Annotated in this window: 14 protein-coding genes; 3 read left to right on the forward strand and 11 right to left on the reverse strand. The window is 71.1% G+C overall.

The window, feature by feature from the left end:
* The first annotated feature begins 208 nt into the window (after nt 1–208).
* Together IEY61_RS14395 and IEY61_RS14400 are read left to right on the forward strand one after the other, a co-directional pair.
* Nucleotides 209–3,985, forward strand: coding sequence for a DUF4082 domain-containing protein (locus IEY61_RS14395; RefSeq protein WP_229705896.1), 3,777 nt, complete (start codon nt 209–211; stop codon nt 3,983–3,985).
* A 54-nt stretch (nt 3,986–4,039) separates the two neighbouring features.
* Nucleotides 4,040–5,491 carry a lipopolysaccharide biosynthesis protein gene (locus IEY61_RS14400; RefSeq protein WP_189044382.1) on the forward strand — a complete coding sequence of 484 codons (1,452 nt, stop codon included), beginning with the start codon at nt 4,040–4,042 and terminating at the stop codon, nt 5,489–5,491.
* On the opposite strand, the gene IEY61_RS14405 is transcribed toward IEY61_RS14400, so the two are convergent.
* The 11 genes from IEY61_RS14405 to IEY61_RS14455 form a co-directional block, all read right to left on the reverse strand.
* Nucleotides 5,444–6,775 carry a glycosyltransferase family 4 protein gene (locus IEY61_RS14405; protein ID WP_229705897.1) on the reverse strand — a complete coding sequence of 444 codons (1,332 nt, stop codon included), beginning with the start codon at nt 6,773–6,775 and terminating at the stop codon, nt 5,444–5,446. The genes IEY61_RS14400 and IEY61_RS14405 overlap by 48 nt on opposite strands.
* Nucleotides 6,772–7,995, reverse strand: a complete 1,224-nt coding sequence (locus IEY61_RS14410; protein WP_189044383.1) for a glycosyltransferase — start codon at nt 7,993–7,995, stop codon at nt 6,772–6,774. Before IEY61_RS14410 ends, IEY61_RS14405 begins: the two co-directional genes overlap by 4 nt.
* Nucleotides 7,982–8,863, reverse strand: coding sequence for a DUF6492 family protein (locus IEY61_RS14415; protein WP_229705898.1), 882 nt, complete (start codon nt 8,861–8,863; stop codon nt 7,982–7,984). Before IEY61_RS14415 ends, IEY61_RS14410 begins: the two co-directional genes overlap by 14 nt.
* Before the next feature lie 47 nt (nt 8,864–8,910).
* Nucleotides 8,911–9,933, reverse strand: coding sequence for a TolB family protein (locus IEY61_RS14420; RefSeq protein WP_189044385.1), 1,023 nt, complete (start codon nt 9,931–9,933; stop codon nt 8,911–8,913).
* Entirely contained in the window at nt 9,930–11,201 is a 1,272-nt protein-coding gene (locus IEY61_RS14425; RefSeq protein WP_229705899.1) for an MFS transporter, read from the reverse strand. Before IEY61_RS14425 ends, IEY61_RS14420 begins: the two co-directional genes overlap by 4 nt.
* A gap of 43 nt (nt 11,202–11,244) precedes the next feature.
* Entirely contained in the window at nt 11,245–12,357 is a 1,113-nt protein-coding gene (locus tag IEY61_RS14430; RefSeq protein WP_189044387.1) for a DegT/DnrJ/EryC1/StrS family aminotransferase, read from the reverse strand.
* A gap of 2 nt (nt 12,358–12,359) precedes the next feature.
* Complete coding sequence (locus IEY61_RS14435; RefSeq protein ID WP_189044389.1) at nt 12,360–13,118, reverse strand: acetyltransferase; 759 nt, start codon at nt 13,116–13,118, stop codon at nt 12,360–12,362.
* Complete coding sequence (locus tag IEY61_RS14440) at nt 13,118–14,230, reverse strand: DegT/DnrJ/EryC1/StrS family aminotransferase (protein ID WP_189044390.1); 1,113 nt, start codon at nt 14,228–14,230, stop codon at nt 13,118–13,120. The genes IEY61_RS14435 and IEY61_RS14440 overlap by 1 nt, the downstream gene beginning before the upstream one ends.
* A gap of 20 nt (nt 14,231–14,250) precedes the next feature.
* Nucleotides 14,251–15,216 (reverse strand): NAD-dependent epimerase/dehydratase family protein, encoded by a 966-nt coding sequence (locus IEY61_RS14445; protein WP_189044391.1) that lies wholly within the window; start codon nt 15,214–15,216, stop codon nt 14,251–14,253.
* Between the two features lie 67 nt (nt 15,217–15,283).
* Nucleotides 15,284–16,357 carry a Gfo/Idh/MocA family protein gene (locus tag IEY61_RS14450; RefSeq protein WP_189044392.1) on the reverse strand — a complete coding sequence of 358 codons (1,074 nt, stop codon included), beginning with the start codon at nt 16,355–16,357 and terminating at the stop codon, nt 15,284–15,286.
* Between the two features lie 180 nt (nt 16,358–16,537).
* Nucleotides 16,538–16,927, reverse strand: a complete 390-nt coding sequence (locus IEY61_RS14455) for a PaaI family thioesterase (protein WP_189044439.1) — start codon at nt 16,925–16,927, stop codon at nt 16,538–16,540.
* A gap of 95 nt (nt 16,928–17,022) precedes the next feature.
* Between IEY61_RS14455 and tyrS the strand changes: the two genes are divergently transcribed.
* Nucleotides 17,023–18,309 (forward strand): tyrosine--tRNA ligase, encoded by a 1,287-nt coding sequence (gene tyrS / locus IEY61_RS14460; protein ID WP_189044441.1) that lies wholly within the window; start codon nt 17,023–17,025, stop codon nt 18,307–18,309.
* Nucleotides 18,310–18,922 lie beyond the last annotated feature (613 nt).

Here is an 18,922-nt window from a genome sequence, read left to right on the forward strand (position 1 = left end):
CCGGACAGCGCCCGGTCTCGTCGTTTTCCTCGGCGGTACGATCCGTTTGGCGGAGCAGCCCGAGGAGTCGCCTCGCTACCGTCACTCTCAGTTAGCTGGGCCAAAATGCCTGGTCGTGGCTGGGGCGACGACGGGAGGGTGAGTCATGCGTGGGGGTCAGACTAATCGATTCTGGCGAATTGTAGCCGCCTGTTCGGCGGCGGTCGTGGTGACTGGCGGATCGGTGGCGCTCGGCGCGTCGAGGATGGTGGCCGACATCGATCAGTGCGATCCGGTGGACAATCCGATCGTCTGCGAGAACAGCAGGGAAGGCACGCACAGCGATGTGTGGGACGTCGACGGGTCGGGGGACGAGAGCATCCAGGGCTTCGCCACGGACATCAGCGTCAATGTGGGGGAGCGGATCGACTTCAAGATCAAGACGGACGCGTTGGAGTACCGCGTCGACATCTACCGGCTCGGCTGGTACGGCGGCGTCGGGGCGCGCTGGACCAGCGAGGTCACCCCGCTGGTCGCGCTGCCGCAGATCCAGCCAGCGTGCATCAGTGACCCGAGCACCGAACTCTACGACTGCGGCAACTGGGCGGTGTCGGCGTTCTGGAACGTGCCGGCCACGGCGGTCTCCGGCGTCTACCTGGCCCGGCTGACCCGGACGGACACCCAGGGCGCCAGCCACATCACCTTCGTCGTCCGCGACGACGCCAGCACCTCGGACCTGTTCTTCCAGACCTCCGACACCACCTGGCACGCGTACAACACCTACGGGGGCGCCAACTTCTACCAGGGGCAGCTGCGCGGCCGGGCGTACAAGATCAGCTACAACCGGCCGTTCACCACCCGAAAGGAGCAACACGGCCGGGACTTCCTGTTCAGCAACGAGTACCCGATGCTGCGCTTCCTGGAGCGCAACGGGTACGACGTCAGCTACACCACCGGGGTCGACTCCGACCGTCGTGGCGAGTTGATCCGCAACCACAAGGCCTTCATCTCCACCGGCCACGACGAGTACTGGTCCGGCCCTCAGCGCGCGAATGTCGAGGCGGCCCGCGACGCCGGGGTGAGCCTCGCCTTCTTCAGCGGCAACGACGTCTACTGGCGTACCCGCTGGGAACCGAGCGTGGACGGCACCGACACCGCGTACCGCACCCTGGTCTGCTACAAGGAGACCTGGTCGTACGAGCGGATCGAGGAGGACCGGTCGGAGTGGACGGGCACCTGGCGGGATCCGCGGTACAGCATCCCGGCCCAGGGCGGCGGGCGTCCCGAGAACGAGCTGATCGGCACCGCGTACATGGCGAACTTCACCGACCTGCCGCTACGGGTGCCGGCCGAGCAGGGTCGCTACCGCTTCTGGCGTAACGCCGGGCTGCCCACCGAGGGGACCGCCACCCTGGCCCCGCACATCGTCGGCTACGAGTCCAACGAGGATCTCGACAACGGCTTCCGGCCGCCGGGCCTGATCCGCCTCTCCACCACCGTGGGCGAGACCCCGGAGTACCTCCAGGACTTCGGCAACACCACGGAACCCGGCAGCACCACGCACCACGCGACGCTCTACCGCGCTGCCAGCGGGGCCCTGGTCTTCTCCGCCGGCACCATCCAGTGGGCCTGGGGACTGGACACGTACCACGACGGCACCGTCGCGCCGGTCAGCCGGCCCATGCAACAGGCCACCGTCAACTTGCTGGCGGACATGGGCGTACCGGCCGGCACGCTGATGACCGACCTCGTGCCCGGCGCGGTCTCCACCGACACCGAGGCGCCGACGGTCAGCATCACCTCCCCGGCGGACACCACCACGGTCGCCAACGGGGCCAAGGCCACCCTGCGGGGCACCGCCGCCGACACCGGGGGCGGGCAGGTCGCCGGCGTCGAGGTATCCACCGACGGCGGCGGCACGTGGCACCCGGCCACCGGCACCACCGACTGGGAGTACGAGTTGCACACGGCCGGCATCGGCGCCCAGGCCGTCCAGGTACGCGCGATCGATGACAGCGTCAACATCGGCAGCTCGGCGGCCCTCCAGTTCAACCTCACCGGACCGAGCACCCTGTTCGGGCAGCGGGTGCCGCGGACCTTCACCACCAGCGGCGACCCGTTCGAACTGGGGGTGCGGTTCGTTCCGCAGGTCACCGGGTTCGTCACCGGCATCCGCTTCTACAAGGGCGCCGGCAACACCGGTACGCACACCGGCAGTCTCTGGTCCCTTGGCGGCAACCTGTTGGCGACCGGCACGTTCACCGACGAGACCAGCCAGGGCTGGCAGACCTTGACCTTCAGCAGTCGGGTGAGCGTCTCGGCCGGCACGACGTACGTCGCCTCGTACTACGCGCCCAACGGGCACTACGCGGCCGATGCCTACTACTTCTCCCTGTCCGACCACGCCGCGGGCCCGCTCACCGCGCCGCGCGCGTACCCCAGCGCTCCCAACGGGGTGCTCAAGTACGACGCTGGCTTCCCGACCCGCTCCTGGGAGGACAAGGCCATCAACTACTACGTGGACGTGGTTTTCGTGGCGAACGAGGACGCCGCGCCCACGGTGGTGACGACCAGCCCGCTGGACAACGCGACCGGGGTACCGCTGGACTCCCCACTGTCGGCGGTCTTCTCCAAGGCGATCGCGCCGACCTCGATCCAGTTCACGGTTCGCGACGCGGCGGGGGACCCGGTGTCGGGCGACACCTCCTACCATGCTTCCACCAGGACGGCGACCTTCACCCCGGACGAGCCGTTGCAGCCGGCGCAGCGCTACACGGCGAGCGTGACAGCCGAGGATACCCGGGGCAACCCGACCGAGTCTCCGACCGAGTGGAGCTTCAGCGCCGACCTCGACGCGTCGGTGTTGCGGCTCTTCGCGGCCGACGGGGTGCCGGCCCACCCGGCGGCGCCCGATGACGACGGCGCCGTCGAGTTGGGAGTCAGATTCACCCCGACGGTCAGCGGCACGGTGATCGGGTTGCGCTTCTACCAGGGGCCCGGCAACACCGGTGCGCACACCGGCACCCTCTGGTCGACCGGCGGCACACCACTGCGGCAGGTCACCTTCGGTCGGAAGTCCGGCCTCGGTTGGCAGACCGCCGCCTTCGCCGAACCGTACCCGGTCAGCGCCGGCACCACGTACGTCATCTCGTACTTCGCGCCCAACGGCAACTACGCCTACGACGAGGGCTTCTTCAACACGCCGTGGACCAACGGACCGCTCACCGCGCCGAGCAACGGCAACGGGGTCTACCACTACGGATCGCCGGGCTTCCCGACGAACTCCTACCACAACACCAACTACTGGGTGGATCCGCTGTTCAAGCCCGGTGACGGGCCGGCCCTCACGCTGTCGCCGTCGCCGAGCCAGACTCCGAGTCCGTCGCCGAGTCCGACTCCGAGTCTGTCGCCGTCGCCGTCGCCGAGTCCGACCCCGAGTCTGTCGCCGTCGCCGTCGCCGTCGCCGTCGCCGTCGCCGAGTCCGACTCCGAGTCTGTCGCCGTCGCCGACCGGGCCGGTCAGCCCGCCGACCGGTGTGAACATCTTCGGCGGGTCGGCGACACCGGGTGTGGCGGCCTGGCCGGACCCGGACGCTCTCGAGGTGGGGGTCGCGTTCACCGCCGCCGTCGACGGCGAGGTGACCGGGATCCGCTTCTGGCAGGGACCGGGCAACACCGGCCAGCACATCGCCTCGCTCTGGTCGGTGTCGGGTGTACGACTAACGTCGGCAACATTCGTCAACGAGACTGGATCCGGCTGGCAGAACGTGCGGTTCGCCGAACCCGTACCGATCACCGCCGGCGCGACCTACATCGCCTCCTACCACACGACGACGGGGCACTACGCGGTGAGCATCAACTCGTTGCACGCCAGCGGCGTCCAGCGGGGCCCGCTCAATGTGCCGGCCAACGGCGGCCGTTACCGGTACGGCCCGAGCGGATTCCCGAACGCGACCTCGAACCACAACTACTGGGTCGATGTCTTCTTTGAACCCACTGGTTCGTGATATCGCCTAGGCGGCGCGGCGCCAGGGCGCCGCGCCGCCGATCAGGGAGAGTCCATGACGGCTACCGAGCACAGCCAGAAGACCCTGCTGAAGACCGCCGGCCGGGCCTTGAGCTGGAGCTTCGCCAGCACCGTGCTGGGCCGGGTGAGCACCCTCGGCATCGGTGTCGCCCTGGCCCGGATCCTCGGGCCCGACGAGTTCGGCACGTACGCCGTGGCGATGGTGGCCCTGCTCGCCCTATTGAGCTTCAACGAACTGGGGGTGAGCCTGGCCATCGTCCGCTGGCCCGGGCCACCCGATGAGATCGCCCCGACCGTCGCGACCATCTCGGTGCTGTCCAGCATGGTGATCTATCTCGGCTGTTTCCTGGGCGCGCCGGCCTTCGCGGCGGCGATGGGCGACCCGGCGGCGGTCCCGGTGCTGCGCGTGATCACCGTGGCGGTGATCGTCTCGGGTCTGGTGGCCACGCCGGTCGCGATGCTGCAACGGGAGTTCCGCCAGGACCGCAAGATGATCGCGGACCAGGTGGCCACCTGGGTGAGCGCACTGACCTCCATCGGCTGCGCGATCGCCGGCCTCGGCGCGATGAGCCTGGCCATCGGGCACGTCGCCGGTGTGCTCGCCGGCGCCGTGCTCTTCATCGCCTTCGCTCCCCAGGCCGTGCGCCTCGGGTTCGACCGGGCCAAGGCCGCCGCGTTGCTGCGTTTCGGCGTGCCGCTGGCGGGTTCGGCCATCGTGGTCTTCGCCGTCGGCAACATCGACAAGGTGATCGTCGGTGCTGTGCTGGGGCCGGTACCCCTCGGCGTCTACGTCCTGGCGGTCAACCTGTCCAACTGGCCGCTGTCGATATTCTCGCAGCCGGTCCGCGCGGTGGCGCCCGCCGCCCTGGCCCGGTTGCAGCACGATCCCGCGGCGATGCGGACCACCTTCCTCTCCACGGCCGGGCTGCTCGCCTCGGTGACCATGCCGGTCTGCGTGCTACTGGCCGCCGCGGCCGACCCGCTGATCCGTTTCGTCTACGGTTCCGCCTGGCAGCCGGCCGCCGCCGTGCTGCCGTGGCTCGGCCTGCTGGCCATGCTCCGGATCCTCTTCGAACTCGTCTACGACTACTTCGTGGTGCTCGCCAACACCCGGGCGGTCTTCGTCATCCAACTGCTCTGGTTGGCGGCGCTGGTGCCGACGGTCTACTACGGCGCCCGGCTCGGCGGTGCACCGGGCGCCGGGGCCGCCCAGTTCGCGGTGGCCCTGCTCGTCGTGCTTCCGGTCTACCTGTACGAGCTGAGCCGGGTCGGCGTGGCGGCGGGCGCGTTCGTGGCGCGCCTGCTGCTGCCGATCGCCGGCACCACGGCGGTGGCGTTCGCCGCCTGGACGGCGACCCGCACCGTCCCGATCGACCTGCTGGCCCTGGGGCTGGCCGGAACCGCCAGCGCGGTCGCGATCGGCGCACTGGTCTACCGGCTACGCACCGCACTGCGCGCACTGCGTACCGTCGAGGGAATCGAGTGAGCAGGCCGGCTGCGCCCCGGCCGGCACCGCCGCCTGGGCGAGAACGGCCGCGTTGAAGTCGTCGCGGGGCACGGTGCCGCACAGCCGCGCGTACCGCCGGCGCAGCTTGTACGCGGCCAGCCCACCGGCGCAGCGCAGACCGTCCGCGGCGCGCACCAGCGACCCCGGCGCACCGTACCGCGCGGCCAGCGCCGAGCGGTAGATCCCTTCCTGGGTCCGCGCCGCCCGGTGCAGGCTGAACCGGTCGACGGCCAGGTCCCGGCCGTACCGCCCGAGCGACGCACGCAGTTGCGGGTCGCCGATCAGCCGGCGCAGGAAACCGGTCAGCCGGTCGGCCCCGCCGGTGCCGTCGCCGATGCCGTACCAGCCCTGTTCCAGAAAGGTCGCGCAGCTCTGCGGAGTCAACAACTGCCAGAAACCCCGCTCACCCTGCACCACCAGGGGCCGACCGAAGGCCAGAGCCCGCAGCGCGGAACCGCCCATGCCGAGCATCACGTCGGCGGCGGCGTACGCCGGACGCGGATCATGCAACTCACCGGTGAGGACCACGGCCCGCAGTCCGGCCCGGGCGTTCGCCTGCCGCGCCCGCTCCTCGACAACGTCTCGGGCCGGGCCGTCACCCACCACGACCAGTCGTACGGGATGCTCACGGGCCAGCCGACCCACCACCTCCACGGCGGTCAGTACGCCCTCCAGCTTCAGTTCCGGCACCAGCCGGCACACCACGGCGAGCAGCAGCGGTCGAGGCTGCCCGGGTGAGCCGTCCAGGCCGTACCGGACGCGGAACTCCTCCGTCGGATGCCCCGGCGCGTTCTCGACCACGTCCACCGGCGGTTCGATCAGGTGCACCGCGCCGGGACGGCGGTCCGCGACGTGCCGTTGCAGCGCGCGGGTCCCGACCACCAGCGGCAGCCAGCCGGGCAGGAACGGCGCCACCGCCATCGACATGACGGTGCAGACCGCCGCGGCGCGTCCGCCCGCACCCGCGGCGTAGGACTCCAGGCCGGGCGGCCACTCGTAGCCGTGCACGATGTCGAGGCGGCGAGCGCGGATCAGGGTCCGCAGCTGGGCCACCACGGCGGGAGAGGGGCGGCGTCGGCGCTGCGGCAACGGCAGGTGCTTCAGACCCAGTCCCCGTACCCGGTCCAGCAGCGGTCCTTCCTCGCCCAGCACCGTCACCCGGTGGCCCAGGTCGCGGACGGCGGCGGCCAGTTCGATGGCGTTGAGTTGGCTGCCCCCGATCTCCATGGCGTGCGGATAGACCAGGATGTTCAGGCTCGTCATGTCGGCGCCTCCGATGCGTCGCGCGTCGCGCCGGGCAGCGCGACCAGGTCGGCGATCCGGCGGGCCCGGATCGCCCAGCTGTGTCGTTCGGCGAACTCACGTCGCCGGGCCACGAGGGCCATCGGGCGCGGCTCGACCAGGGCCAGGCCGACCTGCGTCGCGAACTGTGCCGGGTCGGCCGCGACGCGGATCAGATCCGTGCCGAGCCATTCGGTGGCCGGCAGCGGGGTGGCGACCACCGCCCGTCCGGCGGCCAGGTACTCCAGGGTCTTCAGGGGAAAACTGGCCTGGTTGAAGGCGCTCTGCGCGTACGGTGTCAGGCCCACGTCGATCAGCCGCAGGTAACCCGGCAGCGCGGCGAACGGCTTCGCGCCCACCCACTGCACGTTGTGCCGCCGGAGCAGGGCGCTGAACCGTTGCGGCTGGTAGCCGGGGGACCGCGGCCCGACCAGCAGCAGCGAATGCCCGGCGGCGGCCACCGCCTCCAGCAGCGCCAGGTCGATCCGGGAGTTGATGTGGCCGACGAAGCCGACGATCGGCCCGGGCAGCCGCACCTCCGCCGCCGGGGGCGTGGTGTCGACGTCAGCGTACGCGGCCGGGTCGCAGCCGGTGGGCACCAGGTGCGCCGGATATCCCGCGTCGGTGTACCGACGAACCAGCGGCGGCGAGACGGCGGCCACGACACCGGCGGTCCGCAGGGTCCGTGCCTCGTGCCGCAGCATCCGCTCGCGTGGCATGCCGAGCAGGTCGGTGCCGGCGGTGACGTCGTCGGTGGCGTAGAAGAGCGTACGGCGGGCCGGTGCGGCGGACCACAGGTCGTCGATCCGGGTCGACACCACCGCGGCGAGCCGGGCGTCCGTGCCGCGCCCCGCCGGTGCCGTCAGCCGGGCTACGGCGGCCCGGGTCGCCCGGCGCATCATCGGCGCGACCAGCCGGTGCAACCCGGGACGGGTGACCCCGGGCACCACCCACGGGATGAGCCGAGCCAGCCGGGGATGCAGTACCCGCAGCTTCGGTTCGTCGGCGAGCCGGCGCAAATCGGGGTGGTTGCGCAGGGTCAGCACGGACACCGGTGGGTCGACGAAGAGGACCGGTGCGTATCGGCTGAGCTGGTCGGCCAGGTGCCGGTCGGTGCCGGCCGGACCGTCGTACTGCGTGGTGGCGAAGTAGACGAGCAGGTCGCCCCGGTCGCCGAGACGGCGGGACTCAGTCGACGGCACGACGCTCACCCGCCGGAAAATGGGCGGCCAGTACGGCCCGGCGCAGCGGCAGCGGGGTCCCCGACTTCGCGGAGATCATCACCGCGATGTCGTCCGGTGAGATCCGCTCGATCCGTTCGGTGAGGCCCCGTTCGTCGAGTGGCACCTCCGCCGAGTAGCCGAGACACAGCATGTCGTCGGTGGCGTACGAGGTGGCGGGCGCACCGAGCACCTCGTCCACGAAGACCCCGTAGAGGATCTCCTCGGAGAAGTGCAGCTGTGCCCCGATCGCGGTGGCCCAGGGTCGACCGGTCACCGACTCCACCCGCCGCAGTAGCGCCCGGACGATTCGCGGATCCCACGGCGCCGGCCAGCAGACGTAGTCGTTCAACGGCGGCGTCGCCGGCGGCAGTCCGAGCAGGTTCCGGGCCACCTGGTGCCACAGCAGGTGGCGCGGCAGCCGTGTGTCGATCTCCCGTGGCTTGCGGTAGAAGCGGACGGTGCCGTCGCGGATGAAATGGTCGGCCCCGAACGGCCGGACGAACTCGATGTCCGAGTCGACCAGCAGCACCACGTCGGCGTCCGAGCGGGCGGCCGCGGCGAGCTTGACGATCTGCTGGGTGATCCAGCCCCGCAGCGGCGGAAACGGCCGGCGCAGGTTCACCCAGCCGTTCACCGCGGGCAGTTTCCGCATCGAACGCGGCAGGAACTCGGTGACGTCGTGCAGCAGCGCCCCGGCCAGTTGGCCGAACCGGGCCCGATCCCGCCTCGGCACGATGACGTGCTGCTGCACCGGCCCCACACAGTGGGCCTGGATCGAGCGGTGCAGGTCCACGCAGAGTTCGAAGTCGGGTGCATAGCTGGGGGTGATGATCGCGAGTCGCGGCATGCGGGTCCTCGGGGTCGGTCGGGCGGTGCCCGACGGTCGGATGACGCTCACCGGACCACCGCCGGTGACCAGGCGTCGGGAATCAGCAGGGCGGGACTTCCCCGCCCGTCCGCCGGCACCAACCAGATGTCGCTGGTCGCCGTGCCGGGTCGGCCTCGGGGCAGGCCGTAGATGATGGTCGTGTCGTCCAGCCACTCCACCTGGTCGTCGACACTGCGGGTCTCGGCGAGCAGCGTCTCCGTTCCGCTCGCCAGCTCGTAGACCGCCAACCGCCAGCGCCCCGGCGGCAGGTCGCCGCGCCGTTTGAAGGCGAGCCGGGTCCCGTCCGGCGACAGCGACGGGCATTCCGCGTCCTGACGTAGCGCGGTGACCCGGCGCGCGGTGAGACTGCCCTCGACCAGCCAGGTTTTCGCGCCGGCCGCGGCGGTGGCGAAGAACCGGTCGGCGTCGGCGAACGTGACGCCCCACAGGTTCTTGTCCACGGCGGTGACCACCGTGCCGCCGACGACGAGGTCGAACCGCTCGATGTCGCCGATGACGTCGCCGTCGACCCGGGCCACCACCGTACGGGTGGAGAACTGTCCCGGACTGGCGTAGGAGTCGCCGTGCACGAAGGTCGTGGTGGCGACCAGCGAACCGTCGCGGGACAGCCGGGCCCGGCTGGGCAGCCCGACGACCGGCAGGTCACGTCGCGGTGTCCAATCCGGACCGAGCAGGCGGACCCGGGAGGTGGTGGACAATCCCCGGTCGGCCGCCACACAGATTCCCACGTCGCGGGTCGCGTACACCCGGTCACAGGACTCGGCGGTGATTGCCCGTGGGGCGGCCGGCTCCGCCAGCGGAACCAACGCCACCCGCCCGTAGTCGGCGCTCACCTCGGTGTTGCGGAACACCACATGCGGCACGGCACGCACCGTGGCCAGGTCGGCGCGGGGCGGTGCGCCACCGGCCACCTTCGTCCTCGGCTGGTGTGTCCGGCTGCGCCAGACGTAGCCGGACGCGCCGGCGACGGTGGTCAGCAGGACCACCGTCAGCACCGCCAGCCGGGCCCGCGGCCCCAGCCGACTCATGCCGGAGCCTGGTGAAGGTGAGCGTCGCCGGCTGTCGGAGCGGGCCGGTCGACGCCGCGCAGCAGCCACCCGGCGACCGGCACCGCCACGGCCAGCAGGGCGGCGAAGAGCAGCAACGCCCGCTGCGGCCCCTGGATGGTCCAGACGAGTCCGAACAGGACTGACGCGGCGAAGCGGGCCAGGGCCACCGTGGTCTGGGCGGCGGCGATACCGCTGCCCCGCGCTCCGGCCGTCACCAGCTGGCTGACCAACGCCGCGAGCACGCCGTCGGTGGCGGCGTAGAAGCAGCCGAGCAGCAGCAGGACGGTGAGGGTGAGGCCGAGGCTTCCGCCGGGTAGCGCCGCGATCAGGTAGCCGCCGAGCAGCGCCAGGTGCCCGGCGACCAGCACCCGACCGCGGCCCACCCGGTCGGCCAGCCGACCCAGGGGCACCGCCAACGCCAGGTAGGCGATGTTCGTCCCCACGTAGAGCAGCGGGAAGTAGCGGGCGGCCAGGTCGTCGCGGCTGTGCAGGGCCAGATAGAGAAAGCCGTCGCCGATGGTCAACACCCCGAGCAGCGCGGCGGCCAGCAGTGGGCGACGCAGTCGACGTCCGCCGATCTCCGTGAGGACCTGTCGCGGGCCGGGGCGGTCGGCGCGGGCCGCGGTGGGCAGGCCCGGAACGTAGAGCACCAGCACCGCCAGCCCGGCGACGGCGAAGGCGAAGGAGACCACGAAGATGGAGTCGTAACCACCGGGAACGAGCAGGAGCAGGGCGAAAGCGACGAGCGGACCGAGGGCCGCCCCGGCGGTGTCCAGCGCCCGATGGACGCCGAAGGCCCGGCCGAGCGCCTCGGGCGGTGACGCCGCCGCGATCAGGGCGTCCCGGGGTGCGGTACGCAGGCCCTTACCGAGCCGGTCGGCGGTGACCACCGCGGTGATGGCCGCGAAACCCGCTGCGGGCAGCATCGCCAGCCGGCTCAGCGCGGACGCGGCGTACCCGGTGACGGCGATCCACTTGGGGTGCTGACCGCGGTCGCCGAGGTAACCCCCGGCGATCCGTACCATCGCGCTGACACCCTGGTAGAGCCCGTCGAGGACGCCGTACGCGATCGGGGCGAGACCGACCATCGCGGTCAGGTACAACGGCAGGACCGACGCCACCATCTCCGACGACACGTCGGTGAGCAGGCTGACCGTGCCGAGCAGCACGACGGTCGCGGAGACGCGTGGCAGGGGGCCACCGGCCCTCCGGGAGCCCGCCGGGCGGTCCCGCAGCGTCACGTACACGACATCTCCAACTCCCGTCGCCGACCCGCCCGCCGCCGTCGGCTCAGTCGGCGAGCGCGGCCCGCAGCGCGGCGACCACCTGTTCCTGCTGATCGCTGGTGATCTGCGGATAGATCGGCAGGGAGAGCAACTCCGCCGCGGCCTGCTCCGCGTTCGGGAAGGCGCCGCCGAGGCCGGCGAAGGCCGGCGTGCGGTGCACCGGCACGGGATAGTGGACCGCCGCGGCGACGCCCGCCGCGTTGAGCCGGGCCAACACCTCGTCCCGGCGGGTCGGACCGCCATCGCCGCAGACCCGGACGCAGTAGATGTGCCAGACGTGCTCGTTGCCGGGCAGCACGGCGGGGCGGAGCACGTCCACCGACTCCAGCAGCGCGTGGTAGCGGGCCGCGGCGGCCCGACGCATCCCGTTCCAGGCGGCCAGCCGGGCGAGCTTGGCCCGCAGCACCGCGGCTTGTAAGCCGTCCAGCCGGCTGTTCACGCCGACGACGTCGTGCACGTACCTCTGCAGACCACCGTGGTTGCCCAGTGTGCGTACGGCCGTGGCAAGGCCGGCGTCGGCGGTCACCACCGCTCCGGCGTCGCCGTAGGCACCCAGGTTCTTGCCCGGGTAGAAGCTCGTCGCCGCGATTCCGTCGGTGCCCGCCCCGCGTCCGTACCGGGTGGCCCCCTGAGCCTGCGCGGCGTCTTCGACGACGGCGATGTCGCGCCCGGCCAGGCCGGCGCGCAGGCGCTCCACCGGCGCGAGCTGCCCGTAGAGATGCACCGGGACGATCGCCCGCGTCGCCGGGGTGATCGCGGCGAGCGCCGCGTCGACGTCGATGAGGTACGACTCCGCCGCGCAGTCGACCAGCACCGGCCGGGCGCCGGTGCGGGCGACCGCCTCGGCGGTGGCGATGAAGGTGTTCGCGGGCAGGATCACCTCCGCGCCGGGGCCGACCCCGACGGCGCGCAGCGCCAACTCGACCGCGTCGGTGCCGTTGGCCACGCCGACGCAGTGCGGCACACCGCTGAACGCCGCGTACTCCCGTTCGAAGGCGGCGACCTCCGCCCCGCCGACGAAGGCGGTGTCGGCGATGACCCGCTTGAAGCCGGCCTCCACCTCCTCGGCGACCTCCGCGTGCGCGGCGGCGAGATCGACGAGCGGAATTCTCGGCATGATCAGCTCCCCACGGCCGTTGGCCTGGTCCATCGTTGGTCCGGCGTCGGCACGCCCGCCGACTCCGGGTGTGCTCCGTCGACCTGCGGCACCGGCCCGGCTGCTGTGGGCAACTCGGCGGCCCGCAGCCGGCGGGCCGGGTTCCCCACCCACACCTCGCCCGGTGGGACGTCCCGCAGCACCACGGAGCCCATGCCGACCTGTGACCATTCGCCGATGGTCACGCCCTCACGGATCAGCGCACCCGCGCCGACGTACGCGCCGAGGTGCACCGCGGCACCACCACCGAGGCGTACGCCGGAGGCGAGGGTGACGTGGTCGGACACCCGGCCGTCGTGGGTGAGCACGACGTGCGGCATGACCGCCACATGCGCGCCGACGGTCGCCTCCGCGGTGAGCACCGCGCCGGCGAGCAGCACCGTGCCGGGTCCGACCGAGCAGGCCGTGCCGAGGTGGGCGCTCGGATGGACCACCGTGGCGTACCGGTCGGCCGGCAGGGCGAGCCGCCGCACGATCTGCTGGCGGGCCAGGTAGTTGCGCGGGTTGCCGACACAGACGACGACCTCGGTCTCGCCGAGCTCCGCGAGCCGGTCGATCCCGCCGAGGACGGGCAGCCCGATCCGTTCGGTGCCGTGCAGGGCCGCATCGTCGTCGAGGAAGCCGAGCAGGCGCCACCTCGACCGGGCGTCGTTGACCGCCCGGACCGCAGCCGCGGTCTCCCGCGCGAAGCCACCCGCACCCACGATGACCAGGTCGCGCATCAGGCGGCCAGCTTGCCGAGCACGGCCACGACGTGATCCTGGTCGTCCTCGGTCAGCGCGTGGTGCAGCGGCAGGATCAGCGAGTCCCGGGTCAGCCGCTCGGTCACCGGCAGCGGTGCGTGGGCGACATCCGCGTATGCCGGTTCCAGGTGGGCGGCCATGATGCCGCGCCGGGCCGACACGCCCTGCGCGGCCAACTCCGCGAGCACCTCGTCGCGACCCACCCCGTACGTCGGCTCGATCAACACCCAGAACGACTGGAAGTTGGTCGTGCCGTACTCCGGGTCACGGACCGGCACCAGCCCCCTGATGCCGGCGAGTAGTTCGTGGTAGCGCGCCGCGAGCGCCCGCCGGTGGGCCACCAGTTCCGCGAGACGGCCGAGCTGGACCAGCCCGACCGCTGCCTGGATGTCGGTCATCCGGTAGTTGAAGGCGGTCTCCAGGTACTGCTCCAGCACCGGCTGGGCGCTGGCGTGCCGATCTGCGGCGGACACGTTCATCCCGTGCTCGCGCAGCCGACGCAGCCGGGTGGCCCACGCCGGGTCGTCCGTGGTGACCATCCCGCCCTCACCGGTGGTGAGCAGCTTGCGGGGATGAAAGGACCAGGCCGCGATGGTGGCGCCGGTGCCGACCGGCTGGCCGTACGCCGTCGAGCCGGCGGCGCAGGCCGCGTCCTCGACCAGCGCCACCTCCCACTCGGCGGCGGCGGCCCGCAACGCGACCACGTCGAACGGCACACCGCCCTGGTGCACGGCGATGATCGCCCGGGTCCGGGCCGTACGCACCGCATCGACCGTCGCGACCGTCAGGTTGCCCGTGCCGAGGTCGACGTCGGCGAAGACCGGCGTCGCTCCGACGTACCGCACCGCGTTGGCCGTGGCGATGAAGGAGAACGAGGGGATGATCACCTCGTCGCCCGGGCCGATGCCCTGCACGACCAGCGCCAGGTGCAGCGCGGTGGTGCAGGAGCTGACGGCGACCCCGTGGTCGGCGCCGACCAGGGCGGCGAACTCCTGCTCGAAGCGGGCCACCCGGGGGCCCTGGGCGACCCAGCCCGAGCGGACCGCATCGGCGGCGGCCTGCGCCTCCGCCTCGCCAAGCTGCGGAATCATGACCGGGATGCGGCGCCCACTCACTGCGCTGCCCGCCACCAGTCGACCAGGCCCGAAAGGCCCTCGTGCAGGCCGATCTCGGCGCGGAAGCCCAGCTTCTCGGCGGCGGCGCTGGTGTCGGCCAGCCGACGGGTGACGCCGTTGACCGCGCGGGGCGGCCCGAACTCCGGCGCCCGGTCGGACTTCATCACCTCGCTGAGCGCCTGCGCCAGCTCCCGCAGGCTGGTCTCGGTGCCGCTGGCGACGTTGAACACCTCGTCGGTCACCTCGGCCCGGGCGGCCAGGATGTTGGCCCGGGCGATGTCGGCGACGTGGACGAAATCCATGGTCTGCAGGCCGTCGCCGAGGATCAGCGGCGGCCGGCCGGACTCGATCCGCTCCATCCACCGGATCAACACCTCGGTGTAGAGCCCGTGGATGTCCATCCGTGGGCCGTACACGTTGAAGTAGCGCAGGGCGACGTAGTCCAGCCCGGACATGCGGTGGAAGCTGCGCGCCACGGCCTCGTTGAACGCCTTCGCCGCGCCGTAGAAGGTGTCGTTGTGGTACGGGTGGTGCCGCTCGGTGGTCGGGAACTCGTCGGCGAGCCCGTACACCGAGGCCGACGAGGAGAGCACCACCTTGCGTACGCCGGCGGCGCCCGCCGCCTCCAGCACGTTGAACGTCCCGTCGACCAGCACCTCGTTGGCCAGCCGGGGCTCCTCGGCGCACTGGGTGATGCGGATGGCGGCGAGGTGGAAGACCAGGTCCTTGCCCCGGGTCAGCTCGTGCACGAGCGCGACGTCCCGGATGTCGCCTTCGACCAGCCGCACGCCGGCGTGCGGCAGGGCCCGGGCGAGGTTCTCCCGCCGGCCTCGGACGAGGTTGTCGAGCACCACGATCTCGGTCGCCCCACCGGCGACCAACTCGTCCACGACGTGGGAGCCGATCGTGCCCGCCCCACCGGTTACCAGGGCACGCGCCCCGGCGATCTGCACCGCGCTCATGACAGCGATCCACTCCAATCCGTGCCGCCCCTGGGCGGCACCACGTCCGGTTTCCTTGCTCGCCGGGTCACCTCGTCGCCCATTCGCCGATCTCGACCAGCCGTCCGTCGTCGGCGAGGCTGCGGGACGCCGCCTCCAGGGTGGCGAGCACGCGCAGACCCGAGCGGCCGTCGGTGAGCGCCGGAGTGCCGGTGCGGATGGATCGGGCGTACTCCTCGACCATGGTCCGCAGCGCCTCCCGCTCCGTCAGCGCCGGAGCGACCATGTCCCCGGAGCGGTACGACACCAGCACCTCCCGGCGCTGCTCGTCGCCGAGTTCCTCCGTCGAGGCCAGGTCGACCCCGCGATCGAAGATGGAGAGCCGCTGACCGGGGTTGAGATCGTCCCAGAGCAGGGTGCGTTTGGAGCCGCCAATGATCATTTTTCGCACCTTCACCGGAGACAGCCAATTGACGTGCAGGTGCGCGAGCGCCCCGGTGTTCAATCGCACCGTGAGATAGGCGAGGCAGGCCCGGCCCGTTCCGATGCGGTCCGCGCCGTGCGCGGCCACGGCGACCGGCGCCACCCCGGGCGGAAGAACGAAATCGAGAATCGACAGGTCGTGCGGGGCGAGGTCCCACATCACGTCGATGTCGCGTTGCACCAACCCCAGATTGATCCGTACGGAGTCCAGGTACTGCAGATCACCCAGCTCCCCGCCGTGCAGCAGGTCGCGGATGCGCAACACCGCGGGGGTGTAGCAGTAGGTGTGGTCGCACATCAGCGACAGACCCCGACGCTCCGCCTCGGCCACCAGTTCCCGCCCCTGCTCGGAACTGGCCGCCAGCGGCTTCTCCACGAGCACGTGCTTGCCGGCCCGCAGCGCCGCCATCGCCACGTCCAGGTGGGTGGCGGCGGGAGTCGCGACGGCCACCGCCTGCACGGCCTCGTCGGCGAGGACCTCGGCCAGATCGTCGGTGACTCGGACCGTCGAATGATCACCGAGCACCTGTTCGGCCCGCTCGATGTCGAGGTCACAGAGCCAATGTTGCCGGAATTCGACAGACGTTTGAAAATTGCGAACGAGGTTTGGGCCCCAGTAGCCGGCGCCGATGACGGCGACGCCGATCGGGTCCGCACTGGCGACGTGAAATCGGTTCACGGACACCCGTTTCGCTGGCCGGACAGGATGAATCGGCCCGCCACTCCGGCAGGTCCGTCCGGCACGCTATCGACAGCGTCATTCGACACGCCAGTGCACTGACGGAATTCCAACACTGTGCCGGGTCATTCGATCATTCGGAATGCCCGCAATTTCCGAATGAATCTCCATCTGCCGGCGTCAGTCGACCTCGGGATAGAGGTTCTGCAGGCGCACCTGACCGCGGGCGACCAACCGGCGCTCGGCGTCGGTGATCTCCACCTGCCACAGTTGCTGGCTGCGTCCCCGGTGCACCGGGGTCCCGACCGCGGTCAGCTCACCCTCGCGCACCGGCCGCAGGAAGTCGGTCTGGTTGGCCACCCCGACCACCCGGCCGCGCTCGCCCAGCCAGAAGCCCCCGCCCAGGCTGGCCGCCGTCTCCACCACCGCGCAGTAGACCCCGCCGTGCTGGATGCCGTACGGCTGGTGCAGCTCCGGGCGGACCCGCCAGCGGATCGTCACCCGGTCACCGCTGACCTCGCCCAGTTCCAGCCCGAGCAGGGCGAAGAACCCACCAGACATCTCCGACATGTCCACGGCGAACCTCCTCGATCTTGGCGCCGTCAGCGTAGCCGCGGCCGAACCCGGTAGGGCGGAACCGGCGTCATGGGGGAGAATCGGTGACCGTGACCGACAGCAACCTCCCGCCGACCGGGCGGGGCTCTCTCACCGACGACCTGCGGTGGCGCGGCCTGATCCAGGACTCCACCGACCCCGAGGAGCTGTCCGGGCTGCTCGACGGCCCGGGGGCCGCCTTCTACGTGGGCTTCGACCCGACCGCGCCGAGCCTGCACGCCGGTCACCTCATGCAGGTCACCACGGCCCGCCGCCTCCAGCTCGCCGGGCACCGTCCGCTGCTGCTGGTCGGCGGCGCGACGGGCCAGATCGGTGATCCGAAGGAGAGCGCGGAGCGCACCCTCAACCCCCCGGAGGTGGTCTCCGGCTGGGTCCAGCGCATCCGCGACCAGCTCGAGCCCTTCGTCTCGTACACCGGTGACAACGCGGCCCTCCTGGTCAACAACCTGGACTGGACCGGCGAGATGTCGGTGGTCGAGTTCCTCCGCGACGTGGGAAAGCACTTCCCGGTCAACCGGATGCTGGCCCGGGAGGTGGTCCGGGCCCGGTTGGAGAGCGGGATCAGCTTCACCGAGTTCAGCTACCAGCTCCTGCAGGCCAACGACTTCTTCGAGCTGCACCGCCGGTACGGCTGCCAGCTCCAGTTCGGCGGCTCGGACCAGTGGGGCAACATCACCGCCGGCGTCGACTACGTCCGTCGGCGTGGCCTCGGCCCGGTGCAGGCGTTCACCACCCCACTGGTGACCAAGTCGGACGGCTCGAAGTTCGGCAAGACCGAGGGCGGCGCCATCTGGCTCGACCCCGAGATGACCAGCCCGTACGCCTTCTACCAGTTCTGGGTCAACGTCGACGACCGGGACGTCAGCCGTTACCTGCGCTACTTCAGCTTCCGCTCGCGAGAAGAGTTGGAAGGGCTGGAGAAGGAGACCGCGGAACGGCCGGCCGCCCGCGCCGCCCAGCGCGCTCTCGCCGAGGAGCTGACCACGCTGGTGCACGGCGAGCGGGAGATGGCCCAGGTGGTCGCGGCCAGCCAGGCCTTGTTCGGCCGAGGCTCCCTGACGGAGCTGTCCCCGGTGACGCTGCGCGCCGCGCTCGCCGAGGCGGGCCTGGTGCACCTGGACGAGCTGCCCGATGTGGCCGGCCTGCTGAAGGAGTCCGGCCTCGTGCCGAGCATGAAGGAGGCCCGGCGGGTCATCACCGAGGGCGGCGCGTACGTCAACAACACGCGGGTCACCGAGGTCGACGCCGTGGTGTCGGCAGCCGATCTGCTCCACGGCAGGTACCTGGTTCTGCGCCGGGGCAAGCGCTCGTTCGCCGGCGTCGAGCTGCGGAGATAGCGGTACGTCGACGGTGTGACCGGGAACGCGTCCGGCGGATTTGACGTTCGACCGGCCGGACGCGTAACTTTCTCTCTGCCAGCGCGGAACGGACGAACAGGGCAAAAGCCCTGAGCGGTCGGAGCGCTGGGAATGACCTCCGGGTCGTCCGGGTTGTACCTGGTGCGAGCCGGTTCGGGCGGTGCCCTGAATCCACCGGAAGGCGGATTTGGCGAGGCGGAGCCGACCGGGTAAGGTTCTCGATCGGCAGGGAGCCGGGCGCGTTGCGGGAGACCGCAGCGGCCGGTCTGCCGAAACCATGACGTGGGCGACGGGTAGTCGTTCATGGTGTGGTTCCCGGAAATGGTGTGAAGCACGACAAAGCGCCACGGAGCGGTTTGACACGGCCGAAACCACCGGGTAACGTAGTAAAAGTGCCCGGCGCGAGAGCGGTGGGTGTGGGACATGAAGCCCCGGATGGGTGCCTGCGTGGTGTGGGTGTTCTGATGGTGTGTGGTTGTTCTTTGAGAACTCAACAGGGTGCTTGATAAGCCAGTGCCAAGTTATTGCTCGTGGCTGGCCTTTCGGGGTTGGTTGTGGGTGTTTTTGGCAGCATTTTTGTTGCTGGGATTTT

It is taken from the genome of Micromonospora sonchi, from assembly GCF_014646235.1.
GTDB lineage: Bacteria > Actinomycetota > Actinomycetes > Mycobacteriales > Micromonosporaceae > Micromonospora > Micromonospora sonchi.